This is a genomic window from Streptomyces sp. NPDC002701 (genome assembly GCF_042889045.1).
Taxonomy (GTDB): domain Bacteria; phylum Actinomycetota; class Actinomycetes; order Streptomycetales; family Streptomycetaceae; genus Streptomyces.
Genome location: NZ_JBIAQL010000002.1, coordinates 347,028 through 369,352, shown reverse-complemented (window position 1 = coordinate 369,352; position 22,325 = coordinate 347,028). Strand labels below are relative to the sequence as shown.

Here is a 22,325-nt window from a genome sequence, read left to right as displayed (position 1 = left end):
TGTCAGTGGAGCGGGCCTAGCGTCCCCTGCATGGCCTTCAAGGAGAAACTGCTGACCGTGCCGCCGCCCATCGAGGTCGCGGGCCGCCGCATCAAGCGCTACCACGTCACCGCCGACCCGGCGGGCATCGCGCCCGACGTCGAGGAGGCCGCGTACGCGATGCTGCCGAAACTGCTCCCCGACGAGGACGGCACCCCGCCGGCCACGTTCGTCGTCCTGCACCGGGGTGGCGACGACGGCGCGTACCTCAACGCCTACAGCTGGGTGTGGGACAACGTCCTGCACTTCAGGGCCGCTTCGGCGGGTCAGCCCGTACTCGGCTGCCCGGACCGCGAACCCACACACTTCATCGTCCTGGAACGGCCGTGGATCGGATGCGTCTGGGAACTGCCGCCCCTCCTGCACGAACGCGACGCGTGGGTCCGGCACATGCTCGCGCCCGACGTCCCCGATCTCGACGCCTACCTGGCCGACCGCCTGCCCGAGGGCACGACCGGAGACCGCGCATGAGCGGCCCGGCCGGCATCCGCGACGACGGCCCGGCCGCTGTCGCCGGCGACTTCGCCTTCCTCCACGGCGAGTGGGACGTCGCCCACCGGCGCCGCGCCGACTTCCTGGACGCCGGGAGCGCCTGGGAGGAGTTCTCCGGCACGAGCCGGTGCTGGAGTCTGTTCGACGGGGGCGGCAACCTCGACGAGATGGACGTGCCCGGTCAGGGGTGGAAGGGGCTGACCCTGCGGCTGCGCGACCGGGAGACCGGGCTGTGGTCGCTGTACTGGTCCAACAGCCTCAGCGGCCGGCTGCTCCCGCCCGTGACCGGCCGGTTCGCCGACGGGCGCGGCGAGTTCCACGGGGACGACACGCACGACGGCGAGGAGGTGCGGGTGCGGTACGTGTGGTCGGGGATCTCGGCGAGCACGGCCCGCTGGGAGCAGGCGTTCTCGGTGGGCGGTGAGACGGGCGGTGAAATGTCGTGGGTGACCAACTGGGTCATGGAGTTCACCCGTCGGCCGGTCCCGGTCCGGAATCCGGGGCCGGTCCCTGTCCCGGCTTCCGGAACGACCGCAGGCTGAACTCCGGTTCGGGGCGCGGGACATCCTGGCCGGGGAGCTGTTCCAGACGGGCCGCGAGCTGCTCGGTGAGGGGCGCGCCCGGCGGCAGCAGGGTGTACCAGCCGCGCCGCACGTCGGCCGCGGCCCGTAGCGGGGTCCGGCCCTGGCCGCGGCCGGGGAAGCTCGCCCGGCCCGCCGGGAGCAGGGCGTGCCGGCCGGCGTACGAGGCCACGAGGTCCGAGCGGTCGCGGGCGGCGCGGCGGGGGCGCGGCGCCAGCACGGCGTCGATGTCGCTGCCCACGTCGTGCGAGGCGGCCTTGTCGACGGTCGTGACGAGGACGCCGCCGGGACGCAGCACCCGGGCCGCCTCGGCGACGACCCGCTCCGCGTCGTCCAGGAGGTGCAGCAGCCAGATCGCCGAGACGGCGTCGAACGAGGCGTCGGGGAACGGGAGGTGGCGGATGTCGGCGAGCACGACGCGGCCGGGCACCCGTTCGGCGGCCCGGCGCAGCATGCCGCACGCCGCGTCGGCGCCCGTCACGTCGAGACCGGCCGCCGCGAGCCGGCGGGTCACGATGCCGGTGCCGCAGGCGACGTCCAGGAGGGTGGCCGTACCTGCGGGGAGCAGCCCGAGGACGGCGTCGGCGGCCGCGGCGGCACGCGGTTCGCCGCCCCGGGACGCGTCGTACCGCACCGCTTCCTCGTCGTAGTCGAACATCGGCGTGCTCAGCTCGCGCCGTGCCCGGCGGCGAGCTCCTCGACCCGGCCGGCCAGCTCGAAATCCTTCTCGGTGACGGCGCCGCCCACGCTGTGGGTGTGCACGGTGAGGGTCACGGTGCGATACCCGAGGGTGAGGTCGGAGTGGTGGTCCAGGGCGTCCTGCACCTGGGCGATGTGCACGACCAGCGCTGCCGCGGCGAAGTGCGAGCCCAGCTGGTAGGAGCGGGCGATCCGGTCTCCGTCCAGCGACCAGCCGGGCAGCTCCGCGAGCCGGTCCTCGATGTCCTTCTGCGACAGCGGTTCGAGGGGCATGTGCCTCGCTCCTTCCAGGACGTCCGGTCAGGGAGCCGGGCCGTCCGGCCATGGTGTCCGGATTCCCACAGCGTGCCACAGACCGGCTCTCCCGTCCCTGGTCAGGCGGGTCACGGGGGCGCGACGAGGTCCGTATCCGGCCGCGTGAAAGTTCATCGACCCACCGGCCGCGCATCGGCTACGGTCGGGGGCATGGCCACCGCCGCGTCCGCCCCCGGGCCCGTCAGCGCGTCCCCCGGTTCCCCGGGCGGTTCCTCCGTCGTCGGCAAGGGAGTCGGTCCGCTGCTGCGCGGCTGGCGGGAGCAGCGCCGGGTGAGCCAACTGGAGCTGGCGCTGCGGGCCGGGTCGTCGGCCCGGCACATCAGCTTCGTCGAGACGGGCCGCTCCCGGCCGAGCGAGGAGATGGTGCTGCGGCTCGCGGAGCACCTGGACGTACCGGTGCGGGACCGCAACTCCCTGCTGCTGGCGGCCGGTTACGCGCCCCACTATCCGGAGACCCCGCTGGACGATCCGGCGCTGGACGCGCTGCGCGAGGGCGTGGAGCGGCTGATCCAGGGCTACGAGCCGTATCCGGCGCTGGTGGTGGACGCCACCTACAACGTGGTCGCCGCCAACCGGGGCATCGCGCTGCTGCTCGACAGCCTTCCCGAGCACCTGCTCGCCCCTCCGCTGAACGCGATGCGGCTGACGCTGCACCCCGAGGGGCTGGCGGCCCGGATCCGCAACCTGCGCGAGTGGCGCGGCCATCTGCTGCACCAGATGGAACGGGACATCGCCCTGCGCCGCTCGGAGCCGCTGCGCGCGCTGTACGAGGAGGTGGCGGCCTACCCGCTCCCGGTCCCCGAGCACGGCTCCCCGCAGCAGGACGAGGAGTCCGCGGAGCCGGTCCCGCACTTCGCGCTGCCGCTGCGGATCGAGCACGACGGGCGGGTGCTGTCCTTCATCTCGTCCATCTCCACGTTCAACACCCCGATGGACGTGACGGTCGCCGAGCTGGCCATCGAGACCCTGCTCCCGGCCGACCCGGCGACGGTCAAGTACCTGCAGGCGCTGATGTCCTGAGCCCGTGTCCGCGGGGACCGGGCCCGGTCAGCTCTTTCGCACCGCTCGCAGTGCCGCGTACTGCACCAGTGCGAACCCCGCCACGGTCAGCGCCTGCAGCGGCACCCACACCGCGCCGGCGGTGCTCGGCGACAGCCACCCGGCGAGCGCGACGAAACTCAGCACCGTCCAGGCGAGGTTGATCCCGATCACGGCCTGTACGGCGAGGACGGGCGGCTGCCGGCGCGAGGCCGGCAGGGCGACGCCGGCCGCGTACACGGTGAGAAGCGCCCCGAGGACGAGCAGCAGGCCGGAGCCGACGTCGAGCAGGCGGCCCAGCGGGCCGGACGCGACCAGGTAGGCGACGCCGTTCGCGCCGGTCACCGCCGCGTCGAGGGCGAGGAAGCGGCGCAGCATGGTGTGCGGCTCGGTGGTGCGGGCAAGGGCGGCGAGCTGGGCTGCGGACATGGCGGATCACCCTCCGGCGAGGTCGGTTCCGAGTGGTCGGCGGACCTGGTTCCCGGACCGGAGTGCGCCGGCCCGGGAACCGGCACGGCCCACCATGCCGGGCACCGCCGGGGGCGGTCGATTACCGCGGAGGTAAGGACACGGGCGGGGAGCCGGGGGCATGCCCGCACCGCCGGCCCCCCGGACGTGGCACACTTCTGGCGATTGCTTGGCGCTAGGGGAGGCGTGGGGTGTGAGTGAAAGGCGTCCTGCGCCCACCGTGGGGCAGGTTGTACTGGGCAGACGGCTGCAGGAGCTGCGCGAGCGGTCCGGGCTGAAGCGGGACGAGGCCGCACGGATCCTGCGGGTCGCCCCGGCGACCGTCCGCCGGATGGAGATGGCCGAGGTCACGCTGAAGATCCCGTACGTCCAGGTGCTCCTGTCGACGTACGGTGTGCCGGACGACGAGGGCGCGGCGTTCGTCCGACTGGTCGAGGAGGCGAACCAGCCCGGCTGGTGGCAGCGCTTCCACGACGTGCTGCCGGACTGGTTCAGCCTCTATGTGAGCCTGGAGGGCTCGGCCTCGATCATCCGGTCCTACGAACCGCACTTCGTGCCGGGGCTGCTGCAGACCGAGGACTACGCGCGCGCCGTCCTGGAGGCGGGCACGGTCGGGCAGACGGGGCCCGAGGAGATCGACCGTCATGTGTCCCTGCGGATGGCCCGGCAGAAGCTGCTCACCGGGGAGCGCCCGCCGCACCTCTGGGTGATCATGGAGGAAACGGTCCTCCAGCGGCCGGTCAGTATGCGCTCCGAGGTGATGGCGGACCAGCTCGACCGCCTCCTGGACACCGTCGACAACGACCACATCACGCTGCAGATCGCCGAGTTCGCGGCGGGCCCGCACCCGGGGACGTACGCGCCCTTCGTGCTGTTCCGTTTCGCGGAGCCCGAGCTGCCGGACATGGTCTACACCGAGTACCTGACCGGGGCGCTCTACCTGGACTCCCGCAAGGAGGTGGCGGCGCACCTCGAAGTGCTGGACCACATGACGACCGGCGCGGCCTCCGCCCAGCGCACCAGGGAAATGATCCTGGAGCGCCGGGCGGACTTCTGAGCGGTGCGCTGCGCGGGTCCGGAGGGCCGGGCGTCGCCGGTGATCGGGACGGGCGGGGGCGTGTCTTGTCAGGTCTTGTCAGGCCGGGGCGTCCTTCGTGCCGCCGTCGGTCCCGCCGGGTTTGTCCTGGCGCTCCTCGTCGACGATCTCGGCGTCGACCACGCCGTCCTCGTCCGGCGGTGAGGTCTGCCCGGTGTCCGCCCCGTCCTGCGGGGGCGGCTGCTCGGCCTGGGCGTACATGGCCTGGCCCATCTGCTGGCTGACGGTGGCGAGTTTCTCGACGCCGGTGCGCAGGGTGTTCGTGTCGGCGCCGTCGCGGTCCTCCAGGAGCCCCTTCAGTTCGGCGATCGCGGACTCGACCTCCATCTTCGTGTCGGCCGGGATCCGCTCCTCGTTGTCCCGGACGAACTTCTCGGTCTGGTAGACGAGTTGCTCGGCCTGGTTGCGGGTCTCGGCGCTCTCACGGCGCTTGCGGTCCTCGTCGGCGTACTGCTCGGCCTCGCGCATCATGCGGTCGATGTCGTCCTTGGCGAGCGCCGAACCGCCCGTGACGGTCATCTTCTGCTCGCGGCCCGTGGCGAGGTCCTTCGCCGAGACGTGCATGATCCCGTCGGCGTCGATGTCGAAGGCGACCTCGATCTGCGGCACCCCGCGCGGCGCGGGCGGCAGCCCGGTGAGGTCGAAGACGCCCAGCTTCTTGTTGTAGGCGGCGATGTCGCGCTCGCCCTGGAAGACCTGGATGCCGACGGACGGCTGGTTGTCCGTGGCGGTGGTGAAGATCTCCGAACGCCGGGTGGGAATCGTGGTGTTGCGCTCGATGAGCTTGGTCATGATGCCGCCCTTGGTCTCGATCCCCAGGGACAGCGGGGTGACGTCGAGGAGCAGGACGTCCTTCACGTCACCGCGGATGACGCCCGCCTGGAGCGCGGCGCCGAGGGCGACGACCTCGTCCGGGTTGACGCCCTTGTGCGGGTCCTTGCCGGTGAGTTCCCTGACCACCTCGGTCACGGCGGGCATCCGGGTGGACCCGCCGACCAGAATGACGTGGTCGACGGCCGAGAGCTGCACACCGGCGTCCTTGACCGCCTGGTGGAAGGGCGCCTTGCAGCGTTCCAGCAGATCGGCCGTGAGCTCCTGGAACTGGGCGCGCGTCAGTTTCTCGTCGAGGTGCAGCGGGCCGTCGCCGGTGGCGGTGATGTAGGGCAGGTTGACGGTCGTCTCGGTGGACGAGGACAGCTCGATCTTGGCCTTCTCCGCGCCCTCGCGCAGCCGTTGCAGCGCCATCTTGTCCTGGCCGAGGTCGATGCCGTACTGGCCCTTGAAGCGTTTGACGAGGTGCTCGACGACCCGCTGGTCCCAGTCGTCGCCGCCCAGCTGGGTGTCGCCGTTGGTGGCCTTGACCTCGATGACGCCGTCGCCGATCTCCAGGAGCGAGACGTCGAAGGTGCCGCCGCCCAGGTCGAAGACGAGGACGGTCTGCTCCTCGCCGCGGTCGAGGCCGTACGCGAGGGCCGCCGCCGTCGGCTCGTTGATGATCCGCAGGACGTTGAGGCCGGCGATCTCACCGGCCTCCTTGGTGGCCTGGCGCTGGGTGTCGTCGAAGTAGGCGGGCACGGTGATCACGGCGTCCGTGACGTCCTCGCCGAGATACGCCTCGGCGTCCCGCTTCAGCTTCTGCAGCACGCGCGCGGAGAGTTCCTGCGCGCGGTAGCGGGTGCCGTCGATGGTGCCGCTGTCGCTGTCGGGGAACCGCCAGTTCGGGTTGCCCATGTGGCGTTTGACGGAGCGCGCCGTGCGCTCGATGTTCGTCACGGCCTGCCGTTTGGCGACCTCTCCGACGAGCACCTCGTTGTTCTTGGCGAAGGCCACCACCGAGGGGGTCGTGCGCGCGCCCTCGGCGTTGGCCACGACCGTGGGCTCACCCCCTTCCAGTACGGCCACCACCGAGTTCGTGGTACCGAGATCGATTCCGACCGCACGTGCCATGTCCGTCCCCTTCCGACCCGGGCCTGCCGCGTTCCATCACCGCGTTCCATCACAAAACTTGAGTGCCATCCTGTCAATGGGGCGAGTACCCCGGACCGGGCCGGACATGACGATGCCGCGCCCTCTTGCGGGGGCGCGGCATCGGCGGGCGGACGGGGCGTCAGGCGAGCTTCGCCGTCAGCGTGATCGTCGTGCCCGTCAGCGCCTGGCTGACCGGGCAGTTCTTCTTCGCGTCCTCGGCGGCGGCGGCGAACGCGTCGTCGTCGAGGCCGGGCACCGTGCCCTCCACCGTGAGGTGGATGCCCGTGATGCCCTCACCCGGCTGGAACGTGACGTCCGCGGAGGTGGTGAGCTTGGTGGGCGGGGTGCCCGCACCGGCGAGGCCGTGCGAGAGCGCCATGGAGAAGCAGCTGGAGTGGGCGGCGGCGATCAGCTCCTCCGGGCTGGTCTTGCCGTTCGCCTGCTCGGCACGCGACGGCCACGACACCGGCTGCTCGCCGATGCCGGAGGAGTCGAAGGTGACGACGCCGTTGCCCTCGAGCAGGTTGCCTTCCCAGACGGTGTGTGCGGAGCGCGTTGTTGCCACGATGATTCCCTTTCGACGAGGTCCCGGTTCCGGGTCCGTGTCCCCATCCGATCACACTCGGGACACGCTCGGGCTCAGCGCACACGAAAGACCGGCCCCCGTGCGGTGAACGGCAGGGACGAGCCCTGCGGGACCAGGCAGGCGTGCCCGCGACGGACCCGAGCGTGGGAGTCGGCCGCGCGGTTCCCCGCGCCCTTGTCTTTCAGGGGCGCGGGGAACCGCGCGACAAGCCCCCACCGGCCCGCGGCCGAACTCCGCGGCTCAAGCCACCCGTTCGTCGTCCACGGCCGCGCCGGCCAACGGCACCTGCGGCCCGTCGCACTCCCGCAGCCACCTCCGCAGCACCCGGTGCACCCGCTCGGCGCCGACCAGTTCCTCCCCGTCCCGCACCGGCGCGGAGAACGTGAGCGGCGACATCAGGAAAGGGCGTCCCTGGGCGCCGCCGAGACCGCCGTGCGAGCCGATCTGCTCCTCGAACGCGAGGACCTCGCCCTCCTCGGGGTCGTACCAGGAGTTGACCATGATGTCCGCGACGTGCGGGAACCCGTGCGTGCGCCGTACGGCATCGGCGGCGCCCGGACCGAACTCGGCGAGCGGGCCGGGGTTCTCGTCCAGCTCGTCCAGGGGGATCGCGGCGCCGTGCGCCCCGAGCACGAGGCCGCCGTGCTCCTCGCTGCGCACGAGCACGAACCCGACGCCTGGATGGTTGGCGAGCGTGGTCAGCAGGGCCGGATGCCGGGCGTCGATCTCCTCCCGGCTCATCCGGTGCGGCACGTCCGGGAACGACACCAGGCCCAGGTTGCCGGAGGCCAGCACGAGCGGCTCCGAGGCGGGAACGGCCGGGTGGTGGTGTTCGCCGCCCTCCTCGACCGGCCTGCGCAGCGCGGCCCGTACCGCCGCCCTGGCCTCGGCGCCGCTGTGCGTACGCCGCACCTTGCGGGGCACGGGCAGGCCGCAGCCGGCCCGGACCAGTTCGCCGAGGCCGAGGCCGTAGCGGGTGCGGAACGTCTCACCGGGGCTCTGGCCGTGGTCGGAGAGCAGGACCAGGCGGTAGGCGCGCGGGGCGTGCTCGGCGACCTGCGCGATCAGGGCCAGCGAGCGGTCCAGGCGCTGCAGGACCCTCTCCGCGTCCCTGCTGCGCGGGCCGGAGTGGTGCGCCACCTCGTCGTAGGCGACCAGGTCGGCGTAGACCGAGGCGCGTCCGGCGAGCATGTCCCCGATGACCGCCGCGACGACGACGTCCCGCTCGACGACGGTCGCGAAGGCGCGGATGAACGGGTAGAGGCCGCCGCGGCCCACTCGCGGGCGCCGCTTCCCGAGGCGGGCCCGGGTGGACTCGCCGATCTCACGGCCGACGTCCGCGACGAAGGACAGGGCGGTACGGACCGCGTTGGCGGGGTCGGAGAAATACGCGAAGTAGCCCGCCCTGGAGCGGTTCTCGCGGCCCCTTCTGGCGGACACGGAGAGCACCAGGGCGAGTTGGTCGGCGCCGCCGCTGAAGAGGTTGCCGCGGCTCGCGCCGTCCAGGCTCAGCAGGCCGCTGTCGCCGGTGCGTTCGACGGCCCGGCGCTGGAGTTCCGCGGCGCTGGTGGGCCGGTTGCAGACCACGATCTCCTGGGTGTCCTTCTCGTACCAGCGGAAGGCGGGGATGTCGTGGTTGGAGCCGTGCAGGATGCCGAGCTGGCTGGCGCCGGTCTGGCTGGACCAGTCGGTGCGCCAGGGGGTGAGCCGGTGGGTGGTGCGGGATCCCGCGCCGCGGCCCAGCCAGGCCGCCACGGTGGGCATGAGGCCGCGGCCCACCGCGTCCACGAGCACGTCGTGGCCGACCCCGTCGAGCTGGAGGAAGACCGTGCCGGGGGTGGACAGGGTGCCGGCCGGCGGTGTCCTGCGCCGGCGGCGGTCGGACAGCCGGTACAGCCTGCGCCGGTACGCGTCGTCGTCCCGCACCGCGAGGGCGCCGCCGGTGGCCGAGGCGACCGCCGACATCACCGCGGCGACCACCACGGCGGTCTCCGGGGCGGCCTCGCTCTGTCCCGAGGGGTCCAGGCGCAGGGCCAGGAGCAGGAGCGAGCCGTTCAGGAAGAAGACGAGCACGCCGAGGACGAGGGCCGGGACGAGGAGCAGGGCCCGCACGAGGAGGGGCCACACGACGGAGGACAGCAACCCGAAGGCTCCCGCGCCGAGCGCGGCGGTGGCGGCGATGGTGGTGGCACTGTCGCCGTCGACGGACTGGATCCTGAAGTCGGGCAGGATCCCGGCGAGTGCCAGCATCGTGACCGTGGACACCGCCCATACGGTGACGCTCCGCCAGACCGCGCTGCCCACCCTCCGCCATCGTTGTCCGCCCACGTCACGCCCGCCTCACATCCACGCCCGCCCTCCTGCCGACGGTCCCGCGCCCACCCTGCCACACCAGGCGACACCCCCCACCGGCGAACAAACCCGACGACCCGGGGCGCGCGAAGCGCCTCCGAGGGGCGCGGGGAACTGCGCGGCATGCCCTCACCGACCCGTCACCCACCCACCGCCGACCCCGCCACCCCGCAGGGGCCGGCTGAACGCGCGGAGCGCTCAGCGCCCGTCGTACCCCGCCGTGGGCATCGACAGCCGCCGGTGGACCCTGGCCTTCATCTGGGCGTCGTACGACGGCTCGGCGTGCCCGACCGTCTCGACGCGCACCCCGCGCCGGGCGCACTCGGCGGTGAACTCGTCGACCGAGGCGAGCGCCCGCTCCAGGACCCGGCGGCTCGGCGCGACGAACAGATCCACGAGGCCCGCCTCGGCGTCCTCCCACAGCGCGCAGTGGTCGGGCCGCAGTCCGCGCAGGAGCAGTTCCCGGGTGACCACATAGCCCTGCTCGGCCGCCCAGCGCGCGCACATGGCGTGCTGGCTGCGCGAGTCCACCAGGAAGGGGTCGTCGTCCAGCTCCTCCAACGGCGTCAGGCTGGCGATCGTCGTCGCGCGAAGCATGCCGGAGGCACGGTGTGTGTCTCCCATGGCGTCCCCCTCACCTCCGGGTTTCGTCGCCGACCCTACTCCTGCCCGTAGGCTCGGGGGGAGTCGCGCGAAGGAGGCAAAGGAGTGCCGGTGGAGATCACTTGGTGGGGTCACGCCACCTGCACGGTGGAGGACTCGGGCGTACGCGTGCTCACCGACCCCCTCTTCACCCGCCGGCTCGCACATCTGCGCAGGCGCCGGGGCGCGTTGCCGCCGCCCGAGGCGGCGGCGGCCGATGTGACACTCGTCTCACATCTGCACGCCGACCATCTGCATCTCCCGTCGCTGTCCCGGCTCGCCCCCGGCACCCGCCTGCTGGTGCCGCGCGGTGCCCGGCGCGCCGTGCCGGGGCTGCGCAGGCTCGGCCGGCTGCACCTCACCGAAGTGGCGCCCGGTGACCGGGTGGACGTCGGTGACCTGGCCGTACGGGTCGTCCCCGCGCGGCACGACGGGCGGCGGCTGCCGGTCGGCCCGCACCGCTCTCCCGCCCTCGGCTATGTGATCGAGGGCGAGTCCCGGACGTACTTCGCCGGGGACACCGGGCTGTTCGACGAGATGGCCGACGAGGTCGGACCGGTCGACACGGCGCTGCTCCCGGTCGGCGGCTGGGGACCGCACCTCGGCGAGGGACACCTGGACGCGGGCCGGGCCGCCGACGCGCTGGCCCGGTTGCGGCCGGGGAGCGCGGTGCCGGTGCACTACGGCACGTACTGGCCCATCGGACTGGACGCCGTGCGCCCCCATGAATTCCACACCCCGGGAACCGAGTTCGTGCGCCTGGCCGCCGAGCGTGCGCCCGGCGTGACGGTGCACCGGCTGGAGCACGGCGAAAGTGTGCGCCCGCGGATCGCGGGGTACCGCTCTTCACCTGGGGACGCGCCGGCCGGTCGGGGCGACGACGATCGGGAGGGCGAAACCCGGTGAGGCATGTGCTCGCCGCCGAGGTCCTGACCGTGCCCGCGGAGGTCACCCAGCAGGCGCTCGGCTATCCGTCGCTGTTCCTGCTGGTGCTGATCGGTGCGCTGGTGCCGGTGATCCCGACCGGGGCGCTGGTGAGTTCGGCGGCGGTGGTGGCCGTCCACCAGACGGCGCCCTTCTCGATGGCGATGGTCTTCGTGGTGGCGGCCCTGGCCGCGTTCCTCGGGGACATAGCGCTGTACTGGCTCGGGCGGCGCGGCATGCGGTCGAGGAACGGTTCGCGCTGGCTCGCGGCGATACGCGACCGCGCGCCCGAGGACCGCCTCGCCCAGGCCCAGGAGAAGCTCGCCGACCACGGGGTCGCGGTGCTCGTGCTGTCCCGGCTGGTCCCCGCGGGACGTATCCCGGTGATGCTCGCCTGCCTGATGGCGAAGTGGCCGGTCCGCCGGTTCGCCCACGGGAACGGCCCGGCCTGCCTCGCCTGGGCGGCGACGTACCAGCTCATCGGCGTCCTCGGGGGCTCCCTGTTCGAGGAACCGTGGGAGGGCGTGGCCGCCGCGATCGTCCTGACCGTGCTGATCAGTGTGACCCCGGCCCTGTGGCGCCGTCTGAGGAGCGCCACGGCACGCTGAGCGCCGACGTGCCCCGAGGGGGCGGCTGCCGCGTCATCGGGGGGACTCCCGGCGCCGGGCGTCGTCGTGCCGGAGATCGCCGAGGGCCGCTGCCAGCCGATCCACCGCGCGTGCCACATGCGGCAGTTCCAGCGGTTCGGGTGCCAGGAGGGACGCCGTGCGCTCGCCGTCGGTCGTACCGAGGAACGGTCCGGTGACCAGGCGGACGCGCAGGGCGCCGAGGTCGTCGCCGAAGCGGTGGCCGCCGGGCGCCGGCATGCCGAGGCGGACGGTGAGGAAGTCCTCCAGCTCCTGCGCGTCGCCGACACCGAGCGCGCCGAGCGCGGACCGCAGCGGACCGAGGTCGGCGTACAGGTGACGCCCGGCCCGCGGGGGCCGGACGAGGGCCCCCGCCCCGACGAGGGCCCGGTGGACGGCGCCGGCCACGCTCGCGTGCACGCGTACGGACCCGGCGAGGCGGTGGGTGATCTCGTCGGGCTCGTCGAGCGCGTACGCGGCTGCCGCGGCGACCGGTGCGGCGATCCTGGCACCGAGTGCGGTGAGGACGTCGAGGACACGGTCGCGCAGCCCGCCGCCCATGGCGTTGCCGGGGAAGCGGGCGATCGCGGCGGGCCAGCCGGACGGGAGGAAGGGACCGGAGAGGTCGGTCAGGACCGTGACCCCCTCCGGCAGCATCTCCGCGGGGCTGAACAGCACGGTGTCGTGCGGTTCGTGCAGTGTGTCGCGCCAGGTCTCGTCGCTGACCACGTGCAGACCCTCGCCCGCGGCGGCCTCGATCGTCTCGTGCACCACTTCGGGCGGCGCGACGGTGGCGGCCGGGTCGTCGGCCACGGACAGGACGAGCAGCCGCGGGTCACCGCCCTCGGTACGCACCCGCCGCACGGTCTCCAGCAGCGCGTACGGGTCCGGGATCCCCCCGCACTCGGCGGGCGTCGCCACCGGGAAGACGGAGCCGCCCAGCAGGCGCGCCTGCGGCGCCCACCAGGCCGCGCAGGGCCGGGGCACCAGCACGTCGCCGCCGAGCGCGGCGGTCAGCGCGAGCAGCAGGGCGGGGGCGCCGGGCGCCGCGACGGTCCGGTCGCGGTCGGCGGGCAGTCCGCGCCGGCTCCAGTAGCCGCGGGCGGCGTCCAGGAGCGCGGGGCTCCCGCCGGCCGGCTCGGTGTGCGCGCCCGTCGCGGCGGCGGCGAGTCCGGCCGGCAGCGGCAGGCCGTGCTCGGGGAGCTCGGGGCCGTAACGGACGGGTCCGTGCCCCTGCGGATCGGTCCGCCGCATCTGTGCACCTCCGCGCAGTGGCCCCCGGACCTGCCGGTCCGCGGACGGGTCTGGTCCCACGGTGCCGGCCCCACGGTGCCGGTCCTGCTCCGGGGGTCTTCCCACCCGATGGTCCGCTCCGGCGGCTCAGCCGTCCTGGGACGACTCCCGGTGGCGCAGCCGGTGGACGGCCGCGCCGAGCGCGCCCGTGATGAGGACACCGCCGGACACGAGGGCGATCGTGGAGTCGTTGAAGGCGCCACCCGCACCGGCCCGCACCCCGTGCCGGGCCTCCTCGTCGCCGTGGGAGCCCTCGGGGGACACCGTGAAGGACGCGCGCCACGCCTTGCCCTCGCCGCCGGGCGCCGCCGGGCAGACGCCGTCGGCGCTCCACTCGGAGGTCCTGCCGCCACCGTGGGCTCCGCCCTCCTCGAAGTCGGCGGCGGGCGCGATACGGGCGGTGCCGCTGTAGGTGATGCCGCCCTCCGGGCCCTCGTCGCCCTTCGGGTCGTCCACGGCGGCCGGGCCCTCGTCGTCCGCGAGTTCCTCGTCGCTCACGGAGTCCTCGTCGCCCGACGGGTCCCGCATGCCTGCCGTGTCCTCCATACCGGCCGGGTCCTCCCCGCCCGCCGCGTCCTCCGCGTCGTTCATGCCCTCCGCGTCCTCCAGGCCCTCCGGGGTGTCCCCGTCCGCCGGGTCCTCCTCACCCGGCGGGTTCTCCCCGGCCCCGGCCCTGTGCAGGCGGGCGGTGCCGTGCTCGAAGGCCCGCGAGGTGGCGTCGACGGCCGCGGGCGGGGGCCCGCCGGACGGTGCGCAGCGGACGGAGACGGTGACGGTGCCGCCGGGGGCCACGGAGCGCGGGCTGACCTCGGCCTCCGAGTTCGCGGTGGCGGCCGCGGCGGCGGTGCCGAGTGCGACGGTGGTGAGGGCGGTGGCGGACAGTGCGCGAGCGGTACGGCTCAGCGGCATGGGGCTCGGTCTCCTTCGGCCGTCGGCTGGAGCCCCCCGCACCCGGGTGCGGCGGCGGGGGCGGGGCACGACCGGCATGCCCCGCAGCCCATCACAGCCCGCCCCCGGCCGGGGCGCGCGCGGCCGGACACCATTCGTGCCACACGGACGGCCGGGCGGGTGACCCGGCGGGTGCCGTCCGAGCGGACGGCCGGGCGGGTGACCGGGCGCACGCGCGGACGGCCGTCAGGCGGACGGCCAGCTCGCCAGGGCCATGTCGGCCACGTGCTGGAGTTCGTCGCGGGTGGCGCCGCCGGCGGCCTGCACGGCGATGCCGTTCGCCACGGTCATCAGGTAGCGGGCGAGCAGCCCCGGATCGGCGTCGGGCGGCAGGTCGCCCTCGTCGACGGCGCGCCCGAACCGCTCGCGGAGGAGGTCGACGGCCTCCTCGCGCCAGACGACGAGGGCGTCACGGGCGGTGCGTCCCGCCTCCCCGGCGGCCAGGGCGCCCTGGACGCCGAGGCACCCGGTGGGGCAGCCGGGGCTGGTGGTGGCCCGGGCGGAGCCGCTCAGGAACGCGGCGGCCACCTGCCGGGCGGTCGGCTCCCGCAAGGCCCGGTCCGCGTACGAGGCGGGACCCTCGGTGTACCGCGCCAGGGCCTTGCGGAACAGCTCCTCCTTGTTGCCGAAGGCCGCGTACATGCTGGTGCGCGTGATGCCCATGGCGTTGGTGAGGTCCGTGAGGCCGGCGCCCTCGTAGCCCTTCTCCCAGAAGACCCGCACGGCGCGTTCGAGCGCCTCGTCGATGTCGAAGCCTCTCGGCCGGCCGATGGGTGCCTTCCCGCGCGTCTCCATGCGGTCGATGATACCTCTTCTGTACCGGTCGATGCGGAAGGTGTTACGGTCTCCCTCGACATCGATCAGTACCGATTGGTACGGAAGTTTGTGGAGGCCACGACCATGGGACAGCTCGAAGGCAAGACCGCCGTCATCACCGGCGGCGGCACCGGGATCGGACTGGCCACCGCCGTGCGGCTGGCCGCCGAGGGCGCGCACGTGTTCGTCACCGGCCGGCGCGCGGCCGAGCTGGACACGGCCGTCCGCACCATCGGCCCGGCCCTGGCCACCGCCGTGGCGGGTGACATCACGGACCTGGCCGACCTGGACCGGCTGTACGACGCGGTCCGCGCCCGTGGCCGGGGCCTCGACGTGCTCTTCGCGAACGCCGCCGCCGCGTCGTTCGCGACGCTGGAGCAGGTCACCGAGAAGCACGTCGACGAGATCTTCGGTGTCAACGTCCGGGGCACCCTGTTCACGGTGCAGAAGGCGCTGCCGCTGCTCAACGACGGCGCGTCGGTGATCCTGAACTCCTCGGTGCGTGCCGACGACGGTGTCGCGGCGTTCGGCGCGTACGCGGCCTCCAAGGCGGCGATCCGGTCCTTCGCCCGGACCTGGGCCAACGAGCTCAAGGACCGCGGCGTCCGGGTCAACGCGATCTCCCCCGGGACCATCGACACCCCGGGACTCGACGCCGTGGCCGGTACGGGAGACCCGGCCGCCGTCAGGTCGCGCTTCGCCGCGGGTGTGCCGCTCGGCCGGATCGGGCGCCCGGACGAGGTCGCCGACGCGGTGGCGTTCCTCGCCTCCGCGCAGAGCAGTTTCGTCCTCGGGGCGAACCTCTACGTGGACGGCGGCGAGATCCAGGTCTGACCGGCGGCCCGCGTCACGCGGCGTCGCGCATGACCTGCTCCCGCAGCCGGTCGCAGCAACGGCTGATCAGCCGGGAGACGTGCATCTGGGAGATCCCGAGCTCCTCGGCGATGCAGCTCTGGGTCATGTCACCGAAGAACCGCATGTAGAGGATGGTCCGTTCGCGTTCGGGCAGGGCCTCCAGACGGGGCTTGACCGCCTCGCGGTCGATCACGACGTCCAGGGCCGGGTCGGCCGCTCCCATCGCGTCGCTCAACGAGTACCCGTCGTCGCTGCCCGGCAGTTCGGCGTCGAGCGAGAGCGCCGTGAAGCTCTCCAGCGCTCCCAGACCGGTGAGTACGTCCTCCTCGCTCATCTGCGCGAATTCGGCGATCTCGGCGACGGTGGGCTGCCGGCCGGGGATGGTCTGGGACAGGTCCTGGCGCGCGAAGCGGACGCGGTTGCGCAGGTCCTGGACCCGGCGGGGCACGTGCAGGGTCCACATGTGGTCGCGGAAGTGCCGCTTGATCTCACCGGTGACGGTCGGCACGGCATAGCTCTCGAAGGCGTTGCCGCGCTCGGGGTCGTAGCGGTCGACGGCCTTGACCAGGCCGAGCGCCGCGACCTGCCGCAGGTCGTCGAAGTTCTCCCCGCGGCTGCGGAACCGGCCGGCCAGCCGCTCGGCCATGGGCAGCCATGCCTCGATGATGCGGTCACGGAGGGCGTCGCGCTCCCGGCCCGGCGGCAGGGCGGCGAGCGTGCGGAAGTCCTCCGCGGTGTCGGGGGCGTCGTCGTGCGGGTGGTGCCTGGCGCTCGCTCGGGTTCGCATGATGGAGCAACTCCCTCTGGGCGTACCGCGGTCGGAAGGTCAACCGCGGGAGCGCACCCAGATGCCGGACGGGTACACCCGTGGGCGGGGCCTGGCCACTCCCACGGACGTGCCTCCTGTCCGAAGCACTGAACGTTCGCCTGCCCCGGGTCGTACGGGGCAAACACGCGTACTCGTACGGACCGGTGGGAGTCCGGCGTCCCCGTGTCCCCCCGAGTGCGAACCGGCAACGGCCCGCACACGGTGGCCTGTCGGCGGCCGGGAGCCCGTGTGTGACGGCCGGAGAGCCGGCGCCGGATGCTTGGACCGCCGTGTCAGGGGTACTGCGGGCGACGTGACGGGACCCCGCACGGAGCCGTAAGGGAAGGATCGGAGTTTTCATGCGTATCGCGTTTCTCATGGCGCCGGAGGGCGTCGAGCAGATCGAGCTCACCGACCCCTGGCAGGCCGTCGTCGACGCGGGCGGCGAGCCCGTCCTGCTGTCGACGGAGCCGGGGCAGATCCAGGCGTTCAACCATCTCGACAAGGCGGACGTGTTCCCCGTGCAGGAGGTCGTGGGCGATGCCTCGGCCGACGCCTTCGACGGCCTGGTCCTGCCGGGCGGCGTGGCCAATCCGGACGCGCTGCGCATGGACGGGCAGGCGGTGTCGTTCATCCGCGACTTCTTCGAGCAGGGGCGTCCGGTCGCGGCGATCTGTCACGCCCCGTGGACGCTGATCGAGGCGGACGTGGTCCGTGGCCGCACCCTCACCTCGTGGCCGAGCCTGCAGACGGACCTCCGCAACGCGGGCGGTACCTGGGTCGACGAGCAGGTGTCCGTGTGCGAGGCGAAGCCCGCGACGCTCATCACCAGCCGCAAGCCGGACGACCTGAAGGCGTTCTGTGCGGCGTTCGTGCCGGAGTTCCAGAAGCGCAAGCGGCCCGCGGACCGGACCTGACCCCCGCGCACCGCCGAACGGCGAGCTCACGGAGGCGGCCCCCGCTCACCGAGCGGGGGCCGCCTCCGTCCGGCCCGCTAGGACTGTTCGGGCTGCTCGGGCTGATCGGGGTCGCGTTCCCGCGCACCCGCCCGTGTCCGGCCCTCGGCGACCGTGCGGCGGGGATTGCGCCGCAGGTACTCGCCCTCCAGTTCCGCCATCCGGAGGTTGTGGGCGCTCAGAGCGTCGTTCGAGCCGTGCAGCAGCGTGTCGTGACGGGTGCGGTGGATCGTCTCCAGCTCTTTCATCAACTGCTGATCGTCCAGGAGACCCGCGTCGACTCCAGCCATGGTTGGTACCCCGATCGTCACGTCCGTCGGCGTCTTCCAGCCCTACAGCTCCACCTTACGAACATCTCACCCAAAGGCGCCCCTCCAGACAGACACACCCCCGCACGGGGGGGGCAGCCCCTAAGGGGCGCGGGGAACTGCGCGCCAAGCCCCCACCACCCCGCACCCCCCACACAACCCCCGCCCAACCAGCCCACCATCCCGGCCGGCCCACCCCGGCCGGCCCGCCGATCCCGGCCAACCCCAGCGGAGCGCTACCGCATGCGCTCGACCCGCCGCTCGTCCCACACCGGCTCCGCCGTCTCCCGCACGCGCCCGTCACTTCCGAACACCAGATACCGATCGAACGCGCGAGCGAACCATCGGTCGTGGGTGACCGCCAGCACCGTCCCCTGGTACGCCTCAAGACCTTCCTGCAGCGCCTCCGCGGACTCCAGGTCCAGGTTGTCCGTCGGCTCGTCGAGGAGCAGCGCCGTGGACCCCTCCAGTTCCAGCAGCAGGATCTGGAAGCGCGCCTGCTGCCCGCCCGACAGCCGGTCGAACCGCTGCTCCGCCTGCGCGGTCAGCTCGTACCGCCGCAGCCGCGACATCGCCGCGCCCCGGTCCTGGGAGTGCTCGGTCCACAGGATGTCGAGCAGGGTGCGCCCCACCAGCTCGGGGTGCGCGTGGGTCTGCGCGAAGTGGCCCGCCACGACCCGCGCGCCGAGCTTCCACTCCCCCGTGTGCGCCACGTCGCCGCCGGCCAGCAGCCGCAGGAAGTGCGACTTGCCCGAACCGTTCGAGCCGAGCACGGCGACCCGCTCGCCGTAGAACACCTCCAGGTCGAAGGGTTTCATCAGCCCGGTGAGTTCGAGCGCCTTGCAGGTCACGGCCCGTACGCCGGTACGCCCGCCGTGCAGGCGCATCGTGATGTCCTGCTCTCGCGGCGGCTCGGGCGGCGGCCCGGCCTCCTCGAACTTGCGCAGCCTGGTCTGCGCGGCCTGGTACCGCGAGGCCAGCTCATGGCTGATGGAGGCGGCCTGGCGCAGGTTGAGCACGAGCTTCTTGAGCTGGGCGTGCTTCTCGTCCCAGCGGCGCCGCAGCTCCTCGAAGCGTGCAAAGCGCTCACGGCGGGCCTCGTGGTACGTGGCGAAGCCGCCGCCGTGCACCCAGGCGTCGGCGCCGGCGGGACCCGGTTCGACGCTGACGATCTTCTCGGCGGACCGGGAGAGCAGCTCCCGGTCGTGGGAGACGAACAGGACCGTCTTGCGGGTCTCCCGCAGCCTCTCCTCCAGCCAGCGCTTGCCGGGGACGTCGAGGTAGTTGTCCGGCTCGTCGAGGAGCAGCACCTCGTCGGTACCGCGCAGCAGCGCCTCCAGGACGAGCCGTTTCTGCTCGCCGCCCGACAGGGTCCGCACCTCGCGGAACTGCGCCGTGTCGTACGGCACACCGAGCGCGGCCGTGGTGCACATGTCCCAGAGCGTCTCGGCCTCGTACCCGCGGACCTCCGCCCAGTCGGAGAGCGCCTGCGCGTACTGGAGCTGGGCGGCCTCGTCGTCGACCGTCATGATGGCGTGCTCGGCGCGGTCCACCGCCTGCGCGGCTTCGCGGATGCGCGGCTGGGCCACCGACACGAGCAGGTCGCGCACGGTCGTCTCGTCCCGTACGGAGCCCACGAACTGGCGCATCACGCCGAGTCCGCCGCTCACGGTGACGGTGCCGCCGTGCGGTTTCAGTTCCCCCGAGATCAGCCGCAGCAGGGTCGTCTTGCCCGCGCCGTTCGGTCCCACGAGCGCGACCGCGGCCCCTTCGCCCACCCGGAAGGAGACGTCGCCGAGGAGCGCCCTCCCGTCGGGAAGGTAGTACTCCAGGTGCGCGGCTTCGAGATGTCCCATGGTCGCGCATTCTCCGGGGCGGACGCGGGGCGGAGCAAACGGATATGCGAGCCGTGGGGCTGCGCGGGTAGACGATGGAGCATGACCGCAGACGTAGACCTCACCGCCACCGAGGCAGGACATGCCCTGCTCCGCCGGCTGATGGCCCTGGACTGCCGCCTCTTCGAGGCGGTCGCGACCCGGCACTGGCCCGGCGCCGACCCGCTGCTGCCCCGGCTGAGCCGCAGCGCGAACCACGGAGTGCTGTGGTTCGGCGCGGCGGCGGCCCTCGCGGCGACCCGCTCGCCGCGGGCGCGCCGGGCGGCCGCCCGCGGTATCGCCTCGCTCGCCGTGGCCTCGGCCACGATCAACACGGTCGGCAAGCGCTCCGTGCGCCGACCGCGTCCGAAGCTGGACGCCGTGCCGGTGATGCGGCAGCTGAAGCGGCAGCCGATCACCACCTCGTTCCCCTCGGGGCACTCGGCGTCGGCGGCGGCCTTCGCGACGGGTGTCGCCCTGGAGTCCCGTTCGCTCGGCGCGGTGGTGGCGCCGGTGGCCGCCGCGGTGGCCCTCTCCCGCGTCTACACGGGCGCCCACTTTCCCAGCGACGTGCTCGCCGGGGCGGCGTTCGGCGCGGGCACCGCCTTCGCCGTCCGCGCGCTGGTGCCGACGCGCGACCAGCTGCCGCCGCCGGGGCGTTCGCGTGCGGACGTGCCCGCTCTGCAGGACGGGGAGGGTCTGGTACTCGTGGTCAACAAGTCCGCGGGTACCGCGGACCGGGTGCGCGCCGTCGAGGACGCCCTGCCGCTCGCGGAGATCGTGGAGTGCGAACCGGTCCACCTGCGGGCGGAGCTGGAGAAGGCGGCGGCCCGCGCCGTGGTGCTGGGCGTGTGCGGGGGCGACGGGTCGATCAACGCGGCCGCCACGGTGGCCCTGCACCACGACCTCCCGCTCGCCGTGCTGCCGGGCGGCACGCTCAACCACTTCGCGCAGGACCTGGGCGTGGAGGACGTACGCGGCCTGAGCCGCGCCCTGACCGGGGGCGAGGCCGTACGGGTGGACGTGGGCCGGTTCTCCGCCGGCGAGCAGGAGGGCTACTTCCTCAACACGTGCAGTCTGGGCGTCTATCCGGAGCTGGTGCGGGAGCGGGACCGCTGGTCGAAGCGGATCGGCGGCTGGCCGGCCGGGGTGGTCTCGACCGTGCGCGTCCTGCGCGCGGGACGGCATCCGCTGCGGGCGGAGTTCGACGGCGACGAGCGGCCGTTGTGGCTGCTGTTCGCCGGAAACGGCACCTACCACCGGATGGGGCCGCTGCCGGCCCGCCGCTACGACCTCGCGGACGGCCGCCTCGACGTGCGGGTCGTGCACGGGGGCCGCTTCCCCGCCGTACGTCTCCTCGCCGCGGCCGTGGCCGGACCGCTGACCCGCTCTCCCGCGCACGCGGCCGTGCGGGTCGGCGGCCTCCGGGTGCAGGGCGTCGAGCCCGGCACCCTGCTGGCCTTCGACGGCGAGGTCACCACCGTGGAGGGCGATGTGACGCTGCAGAAGCTGCCCGAGGCGCTGACGGTCTACCGGCCGAGCCGACTGCGCTGATCACCGGCCGGTCCATATCCCAAGACGCGGGTCTCATGATTCGACATGGCGGCGTAGCGTGACCCCTACCCCGGCGGAGGCGCTCCGCGGGGTCCGGTACGAGTGAACGGATGCCGCCATGCCGAAGGAGACCGCCGTCTACACGCACGGCCACCACGAGTCCGTGCTGCGTTCGCACACCTGGCGCACGGCCGCCAACTCGGCCGGCTACCTCCTCGGCTCCCTGGAGCCCCACATGCGGATCCTGGACATCGGCTGCGGGCCGGGCACCATCACCGCCGATCTGGCCGAGCTGGTCCCGGACGGCCATGTCACCGGCGTCGACCACGCGCCCGGCATCCTGGACCAGGCGCGCGCCACGGCCGCCGGACGCGGTCTGCGGAACATCGGGTTCGCCGTCGCGGACGTGCACGCGCTGGAGTACCCGGACGACACGTTCTGCGTCGTCCACGCCCACCAGGTGCTGCAGCACGTCGGCGACCCGGTGCGGGCGCTGCGGGAGATGTACCGGGTCACGAAGCCGGGAGGTCTCGTCGCCGTACGGGACTCGGACTACGCGGCGATGACCTGGTACCCGCAGCTCCCGGGCATGGACGACTGGCTCGGGCTGTACCGGCGGGTGGCCCGCGCCAACGGCGGTGAGCCGGATGCCGGGCGGCGCCTCAAGTCCTGGGCCCTGGCGGCCGGCTTCGAGGACATCACGGCCTCGTCCAGCACCTGGTGCTTCTCCACCGCCGAGGAACGGGCGTGGTGGAGCGGGCTGTGGGCGGACCGTACGGTCGCCTCCGGCTATGCGGAGCGGGCGAGGGAGGGCGGGCACGCGACGGCGGAGCAGCTCGACGCGGTGGCCGGGGCGTGGCGGGAGTGGGGGCGGCGGGAGGATGCGTGGTTCTCCGTGCTGCACGCGGAGATCCTGTGCCGTAAAGCGGCCTGAGCAACGTTCTCGTCTGCGGGGACGCTGTGGCTGGTCGCGGGGGTTGCCCCCCCCCCCCCCCCCCCGCGATTTTGTGGGGGGGGGGGGGGGGGGGGCCCGGCCCCCCCCCCCCCCGGGCCGGGCGGGCCGGCCGCGGCGCCGCGCGGCGGCCCG

General features: G+C 73.5%; 22 protein-coding genes and 1 pseudogene. 10 read left to right on the top strand and 13 right to left on the bottom strand.

Annotation, left to right across the window (positions count from 1 at the left end; translation table 11 throughout):
- Positions 1-30: 30 nt before the first annotated feature.
- On the top strand, positions 31-510 hold the full coding sequence (locus ACFYXC_RS06030) for a hypothetical protein (RefSeq protein ID WP_388917036.1): 480 nt from the start codon (positions 31-33) through the stop codon (positions 508-510).
- Positions 507-1,073, top strand: a complete 567-nt coding sequence (locus ACFYXC_RS06025) for a hypothetical protein (protein ID WP_389547475.1) — start codon at positions 507-509, stop codon at positions 1,071-1,073. Before ACFYXC_RS06030 ends, ACFYXC_RS06025 begins: the two co-directional genes overlap by 4 nt.
- Here ACFYXC_RS06025 and ACFYXC_RS06020 read toward each other — a convergent pair.
- Together ACFYXC_RS06020 and ACFYXC_RS06015 are read right to left on the bottom strand one after the other, a co-directional pair.
- Positions 1,000-1,770: a class I SAM-dependent methyltransferase gene (locus tag ACFYXC_RS06020; protein ID WP_389547472.1), complete on the bottom strand. Its 771-nt coding sequence runs from the start codon at positions 1,768-1,770 to the stop codon at positions 1,000-1,002. The genes ACFYXC_RS06025 and ACFYXC_RS06020 overlap by 74 nt on opposite strands.
- Before the next feature lie 8 nt (positions 1,771-1,778).
- On the bottom strand, positions 1,779-2,084 hold the full coding sequence (locus ACFYXC_RS06015; protein WP_388917045.1) for a 4a-hydroxytetrahydrobiopterin dehydratase: 306 nt from the start codon (positions 2,082-2,084) through the stop codon (positions 1,779-1,781).
- Positions 2,085-2,276: 192 nt separating this feature from the next.
- Here ACFYXC_RS06015 and ACFYXC_RS06010 point away from each other — a divergent pair, with 192 nt between their 5' ends.
- Positions 2,277-3,146: a helix-turn-helix domain-containing protein gene (locus tag ACFYXC_RS06010; protein ID WP_389547467.1), complete on the top strand. Its 870-nt coding sequence runs from the start codon at positions 2,277-2,279 to the stop codon at positions 3,144-3,146.
- Positions 3,147-3,173: 27 nt separating this feature from the next.
- On the opposite strand, the gene ACFYXC_RS06005 is transcribed toward ACFYXC_RS06010, so the two are convergent.
- Entirely contained in the window at positions 3,174-3,593 is a 420-nt protein-coding gene (locus ACFYXC_RS06005; protein WP_388917052.1) for a hypothetical protein, read from the bottom strand.
- Positions 3,594-3,825: 232 nt separating this feature from the next.
- On the opposite strand from ACFYXC_RS06005, the gene ACFYXC_RS06000 reads away from it, so the two are divergent.
- Positions 3,826-4,689, top strand: coding sequence for a helix-turn-helix domain-containing protein (locus tag ACFYXC_RS06000; RefSeq protein WP_388917055.1), 864 nt, complete (start codon positions 3,826-3,828; stop codon positions 4,687-4,689).
- Positions 4,690-4,767: 78 nt separating this feature from the next.
- Here ACFYXC_RS06000 and dnaK read toward each other — a convergent pair whose 3' ends face one another.
- The 4 genes from dnaK to ACFYXC_RS05980 form a co-directional block, all read right to left on the bottom strand.
- A complete protein-coding gene (gene dnaK, locus ACFYXC_RS05995) occupies positions 4,768-6,675 on the bottom strand; it encodes a molecular chaperone DnaK (protein ID WP_389547463.1) in 1,908 nt (635 codons plus the stop codon).
- 160 nt (positions 6,676-6,835) lie between these two features.
- The gene (locus ACFYXC_RS05990) at positions 6,836-7,261 is read right to left on the bottom strand and encodes an OsmC family peroxiredoxin (RefSeq protein ID WP_388917061.1); all 426 of its coding nucleotides are present in this window, start codon (positions 7,259-7,261) and stop codon (positions 6,836-6,838) included.
- Between the two features lie 261 nt (positions 7,262-7,522).
- Positions 7,523-9,610: an alkaline phosphatase family protein gene (locus tag ACFYXC_RS05985; RefSeq protein WP_389547460.1), complete on the bottom strand. Its 2,088-nt coding sequence runs from the start codon at positions 9,608-9,610 to the stop codon at positions 7,523-7,525.
- Positions 9,611-9,832: 222 nt separating this feature from the next.
- On the bottom strand, positions 9,833-10,258 hold the full coding sequence (locus ACFYXC_RS05980; RefSeq protein WP_388917067.1) for a hypothetical protein: 426 nt from the start codon (positions 10,256-10,258) through the stop codon (positions 9,833-9,835).
- 84 nt (positions 10,259-10,342) lie between these two features.
- Between ACFYXC_RS05980 and ACFYXC_RS05975 the strand changes: the two are divergent.
- Positions 10,343-11,110: pseudogene (locus ACFYXC_RS05975) on the top strand (MBL fold metallo-hydrolase); the annotation flags it as partial.
- 68 nt (positions 11,111-11,178) lie between these two features.
- Positions 11,179-11,808 carry a DedA family protein gene (locus ACFYXC_RS05970; protein WP_388917070.1) on the top strand — a complete coding sequence of 210 codons (630 nt, stop codon included), beginning with the start codon at positions 11,179-11,181 and terminating at the stop codon, positions 11,806-11,808.
- 33 nt (positions 11,809-11,841) lie between these two features.
- Here ACFYXC_RS05970 and ACFYXC_RS05965 read toward each other — a convergent pair whose 3' ends face one another.
- The 3 genes from ACFYXC_RS05965 to ACFYXC_RS05955 all read right to left on the bottom strand — a co-directional run bounded on the left by ACFYXC_RS05965 (position 11,842) and on the right by ACFYXC_RS05955 (position 14,862).
- Entirely contained in the window at positions 11,842-13,080 is a 1,239-nt protein-coding gene (locus tag ACFYXC_RS05965) for an aminotransferase class I/II-fold pyridoxal phosphate-dependent enzyme (protein ID WP_389547456.1), read from the bottom strand.
- Positions 13,081-13,206: 126 nt separating this feature from the next.
- Complete coding sequence (locus tag ACFYXC_RS05960) at positions 13,207-14,028, bottom strand: hypothetical protein (RefSeq protein WP_388917076.1); 822 nt, start codon at positions 14,026-14,028, stop codon at positions 13,207-13,209.
- 225 nt (positions 14,029-14,253) lie between these two features.
- On the bottom strand, positions 14,254-14,862 hold the full coding sequence (locus ACFYXC_RS05955) for a TetR/AcrR family transcriptional regulator (RefSeq protein WP_388917080.1): 609 nt from the start codon (positions 14,860-14,862) through the stop codon (positions 14,254-14,256).
- A gap of 105 nt (positions 14,863-14,967) precedes the next feature.
- Between ACFYXC_RS05955 and ACFYXC_RS05950 the strand changes: the two genes are divergently transcribed.
- Entirely contained in the window at positions 14,968-15,717 is a 750-nt protein-coding gene (locus ACFYXC_RS05950) for an SDR family NAD(P)-dependent oxidoreductase (RefSeq protein ID WP_389547452.1), read from the top strand.
- 13 nt (positions 15,718-15,730) lie between these two features.
- Here the strand turns inward: ACFYXC_RS05950 and ACFYXC_RS05945 are convergent, their stop codons facing one another.
- Complete coding sequence (locus ACFYXC_RS05945; protein ID WP_388917086.1) at positions 15,731-16,525, bottom strand: RNA polymerase sigma factor SigF; 795 nt, start codon at positions 16,523-16,525, stop codon at positions 15,731-15,733.
- 380 nt (positions 16,526-16,905) lie between these two features.
- On the opposite strand from ACFYXC_RS05945, the gene ACFYXC_RS05940 reads away from it, so the two are divergent.
- Positions 16,906-17,463: a type 1 glutamine amidotransferase domain-containing protein gene (locus ACFYXC_RS05940; protein WP_388917089.1), complete on the top strand. Its 558-nt coding sequence runs from the start codon at positions 16,906-16,908 to the stop codon at positions 17,461-17,463.
- A gap of 77 nt (positions 17,464-17,540) precedes the next feature.
- Here ACFYXC_RS05940 and ACFYXC_RS05935 read toward each other — a convergent pair whose 3' ends face one another.
- Positions 17,541-17,792 (bottom strand): DUF6158 family protein, encoded by a 252-nt coding sequence (locus ACFYXC_RS05935; protein WP_389547448.1) that lies wholly within the window; start codon positions 17,790-17,792, stop codon positions 17,541-17,543.
- Between the two features lie 254 nt (positions 17,793-18,046).
- On the bottom strand, positions 18,047-19,666 hold the full coding sequence (locus ACFYXC_RS05930) for an ABC-F family ATP-binding cassette domain-containing protein (protein ID WP_388917095.1): 1,620 nt from the start codon (positions 19,664-19,666) through the stop codon (positions 18,047-18,049).
- An 81-nt stretch (positions 19,667-19,747) separates the two neighbouring features.
- Between ACFYXC_RS05930 and ACFYXC_RS05925 the strand changes: the two genes are divergently transcribed.
- Together ACFYXC_RS05925 and ACFYXC_RS05920 are read left to right on the top strand one after the other, a co-directional pair.
- Positions 19,748-21,238 (top strand): bifunctional phosphatase PAP2/diacylglycerol kinase family protein, encoded by a 1,491-nt coding sequence (locus tag ACFYXC_RS05925; protein ID WP_388917098.1) that lies wholly within the window; start codon positions 19,748-19,750, stop codon positions 21,236-21,238.
- Positions 21,239-21,356: 118 nt separating this feature from the next.
- Complete coding sequence (locus tag ACFYXC_RS05920) at positions 21,357-22,172, top strand: class I SAM-dependent methyltransferase (RefSeq protein WP_389547445.1); 816 nt, start codon at positions 21,357-21,359, stop codon at positions 22,170-22,172.
- Positions 22,173-22,325 lie beyond the last annotated feature (153 nt).

Coding starts and splice junctions, on each gene's coding strand:
- ACFYXC_RS06030 (WP_388917036.1), top strand. CDS start 31: ATGGCCTTCAAGGAGAAACTGCTGACCGTGCCGCCGCCCATCGAGGTC.
- ACFYXC_RS06025 (WP_389547475.1), top strand. CDS start 507: ATGAGCGGCCCGGCCGGCATCCGCGACGACGGCCCGGCCGCTGTCGCC.
- ACFYXC_RS06020 (WP_389547472.1), bottom strand. CDS start 1,770: ATGTTCGACTACGACGAGGAAGCGGTGCGGTACGACGCGTCCCGGGGC.
- ACFYXC_RS06015 (WP_388917045.1), bottom strand. CDS start 2,084: ATGCCCCTCGAACCGCTGTCGCAGAAGGACATCGAGGACCGGCTCGCG.
- ACFYXC_RS06010 (WP_389547467.1), top strand. CDS start 2,277: ATGGCCACCGCCGCGTCCGCCCCCGGGCCCGTCAGCGCGTCCCCCGGT.
- ACFYXC_RS06005 (WP_388917052.1), bottom strand. CDS start 3,593: ATGTCCGCAGCCCAGCTCGCCGCCCTTGCCCGCACCACCGAGCCGCAC.
- dnaK (WP_389547463.1), bottom strand. CDS start 6,675: ATGGCACGTGCGGTCGGAATCGATCTCGGTACCACGAACTCGGTGGTG.
- ACFYXC_RS05980 (WP_388917067.1), bottom strand. CDS start 10,258: ATGGGAGACACACACCGTGCCTCCGGCATGCTTCGCGCGACGACGATC.
- ACFYXC_RS05965 (WP_389547456.1), bottom strand. CDS start 13,080: ATGCGGCGGACCGATCCGCAGGGGCACGGACCCGTCCGTTACGGCCCC.
- ACFYXC_RS05960 (WP_388917076.1), bottom strand. CDS start 14,028: ATGCCGCTGAGCCGTACCGCTCGCGCACTGTCCGCCACCGCCCTCACC.
- ACFYXC_RS05955 (WP_388917080.1), bottom strand. CDS start 14,862: ATGGAGACGCGCGGGAAGGCACCCATCGGCCGGCCGAGAGGCTTCGAC.
- ACFYXC_RS05950 (WP_389547452.1), top strand. CDS start 14,968: ATGGGACAGCTCGAAGGCAAGACCGCCGTCATCACCGGCGGCGGCACC.
- ACFYXC_RS05945 (WP_388917086.1), bottom strand. CDS start 16,525: ATGCGAACCCGAGCGAGCGCCAGGCACCACCCGCACGACGACGCCCCC.
- ACFYXC_RS05940 (WP_388917089.1), top strand. CDS start 16,906: ATGCGTATCGCGTTTCTCATGGCGCCGGAGGGCGTCGAGCAGATCGAG.
- ACFYXC_RS05935 (WP_389547448.1), bottom strand. CDS start 17,792: ATGGCTGGAGTCGACGCGGGTCTCCTGGACGATCAGCAGTTGATGAAA.
- ACFYXC_RS05930 (WP_388917095.1), bottom strand. CDS start 19,666: ATGGGACATCTCGAAGCCGCGCACCTGGAGTACTACCTTCCCGACGGG.
- ACFYXC_RS05925 (WP_388917098.1), top strand. CDS start 19,748: ATGACCGCAGACGTAGACCTCACCGCCACCGAGGCAGGACATGCCCTG.
- ACFYXC_RS05920 (WP_389547445.1), top strand. CDS start 21,357: ATGCCGAAGGAGACCGCCGTCTACACGCACGGCCACCACGAGTCCGTG.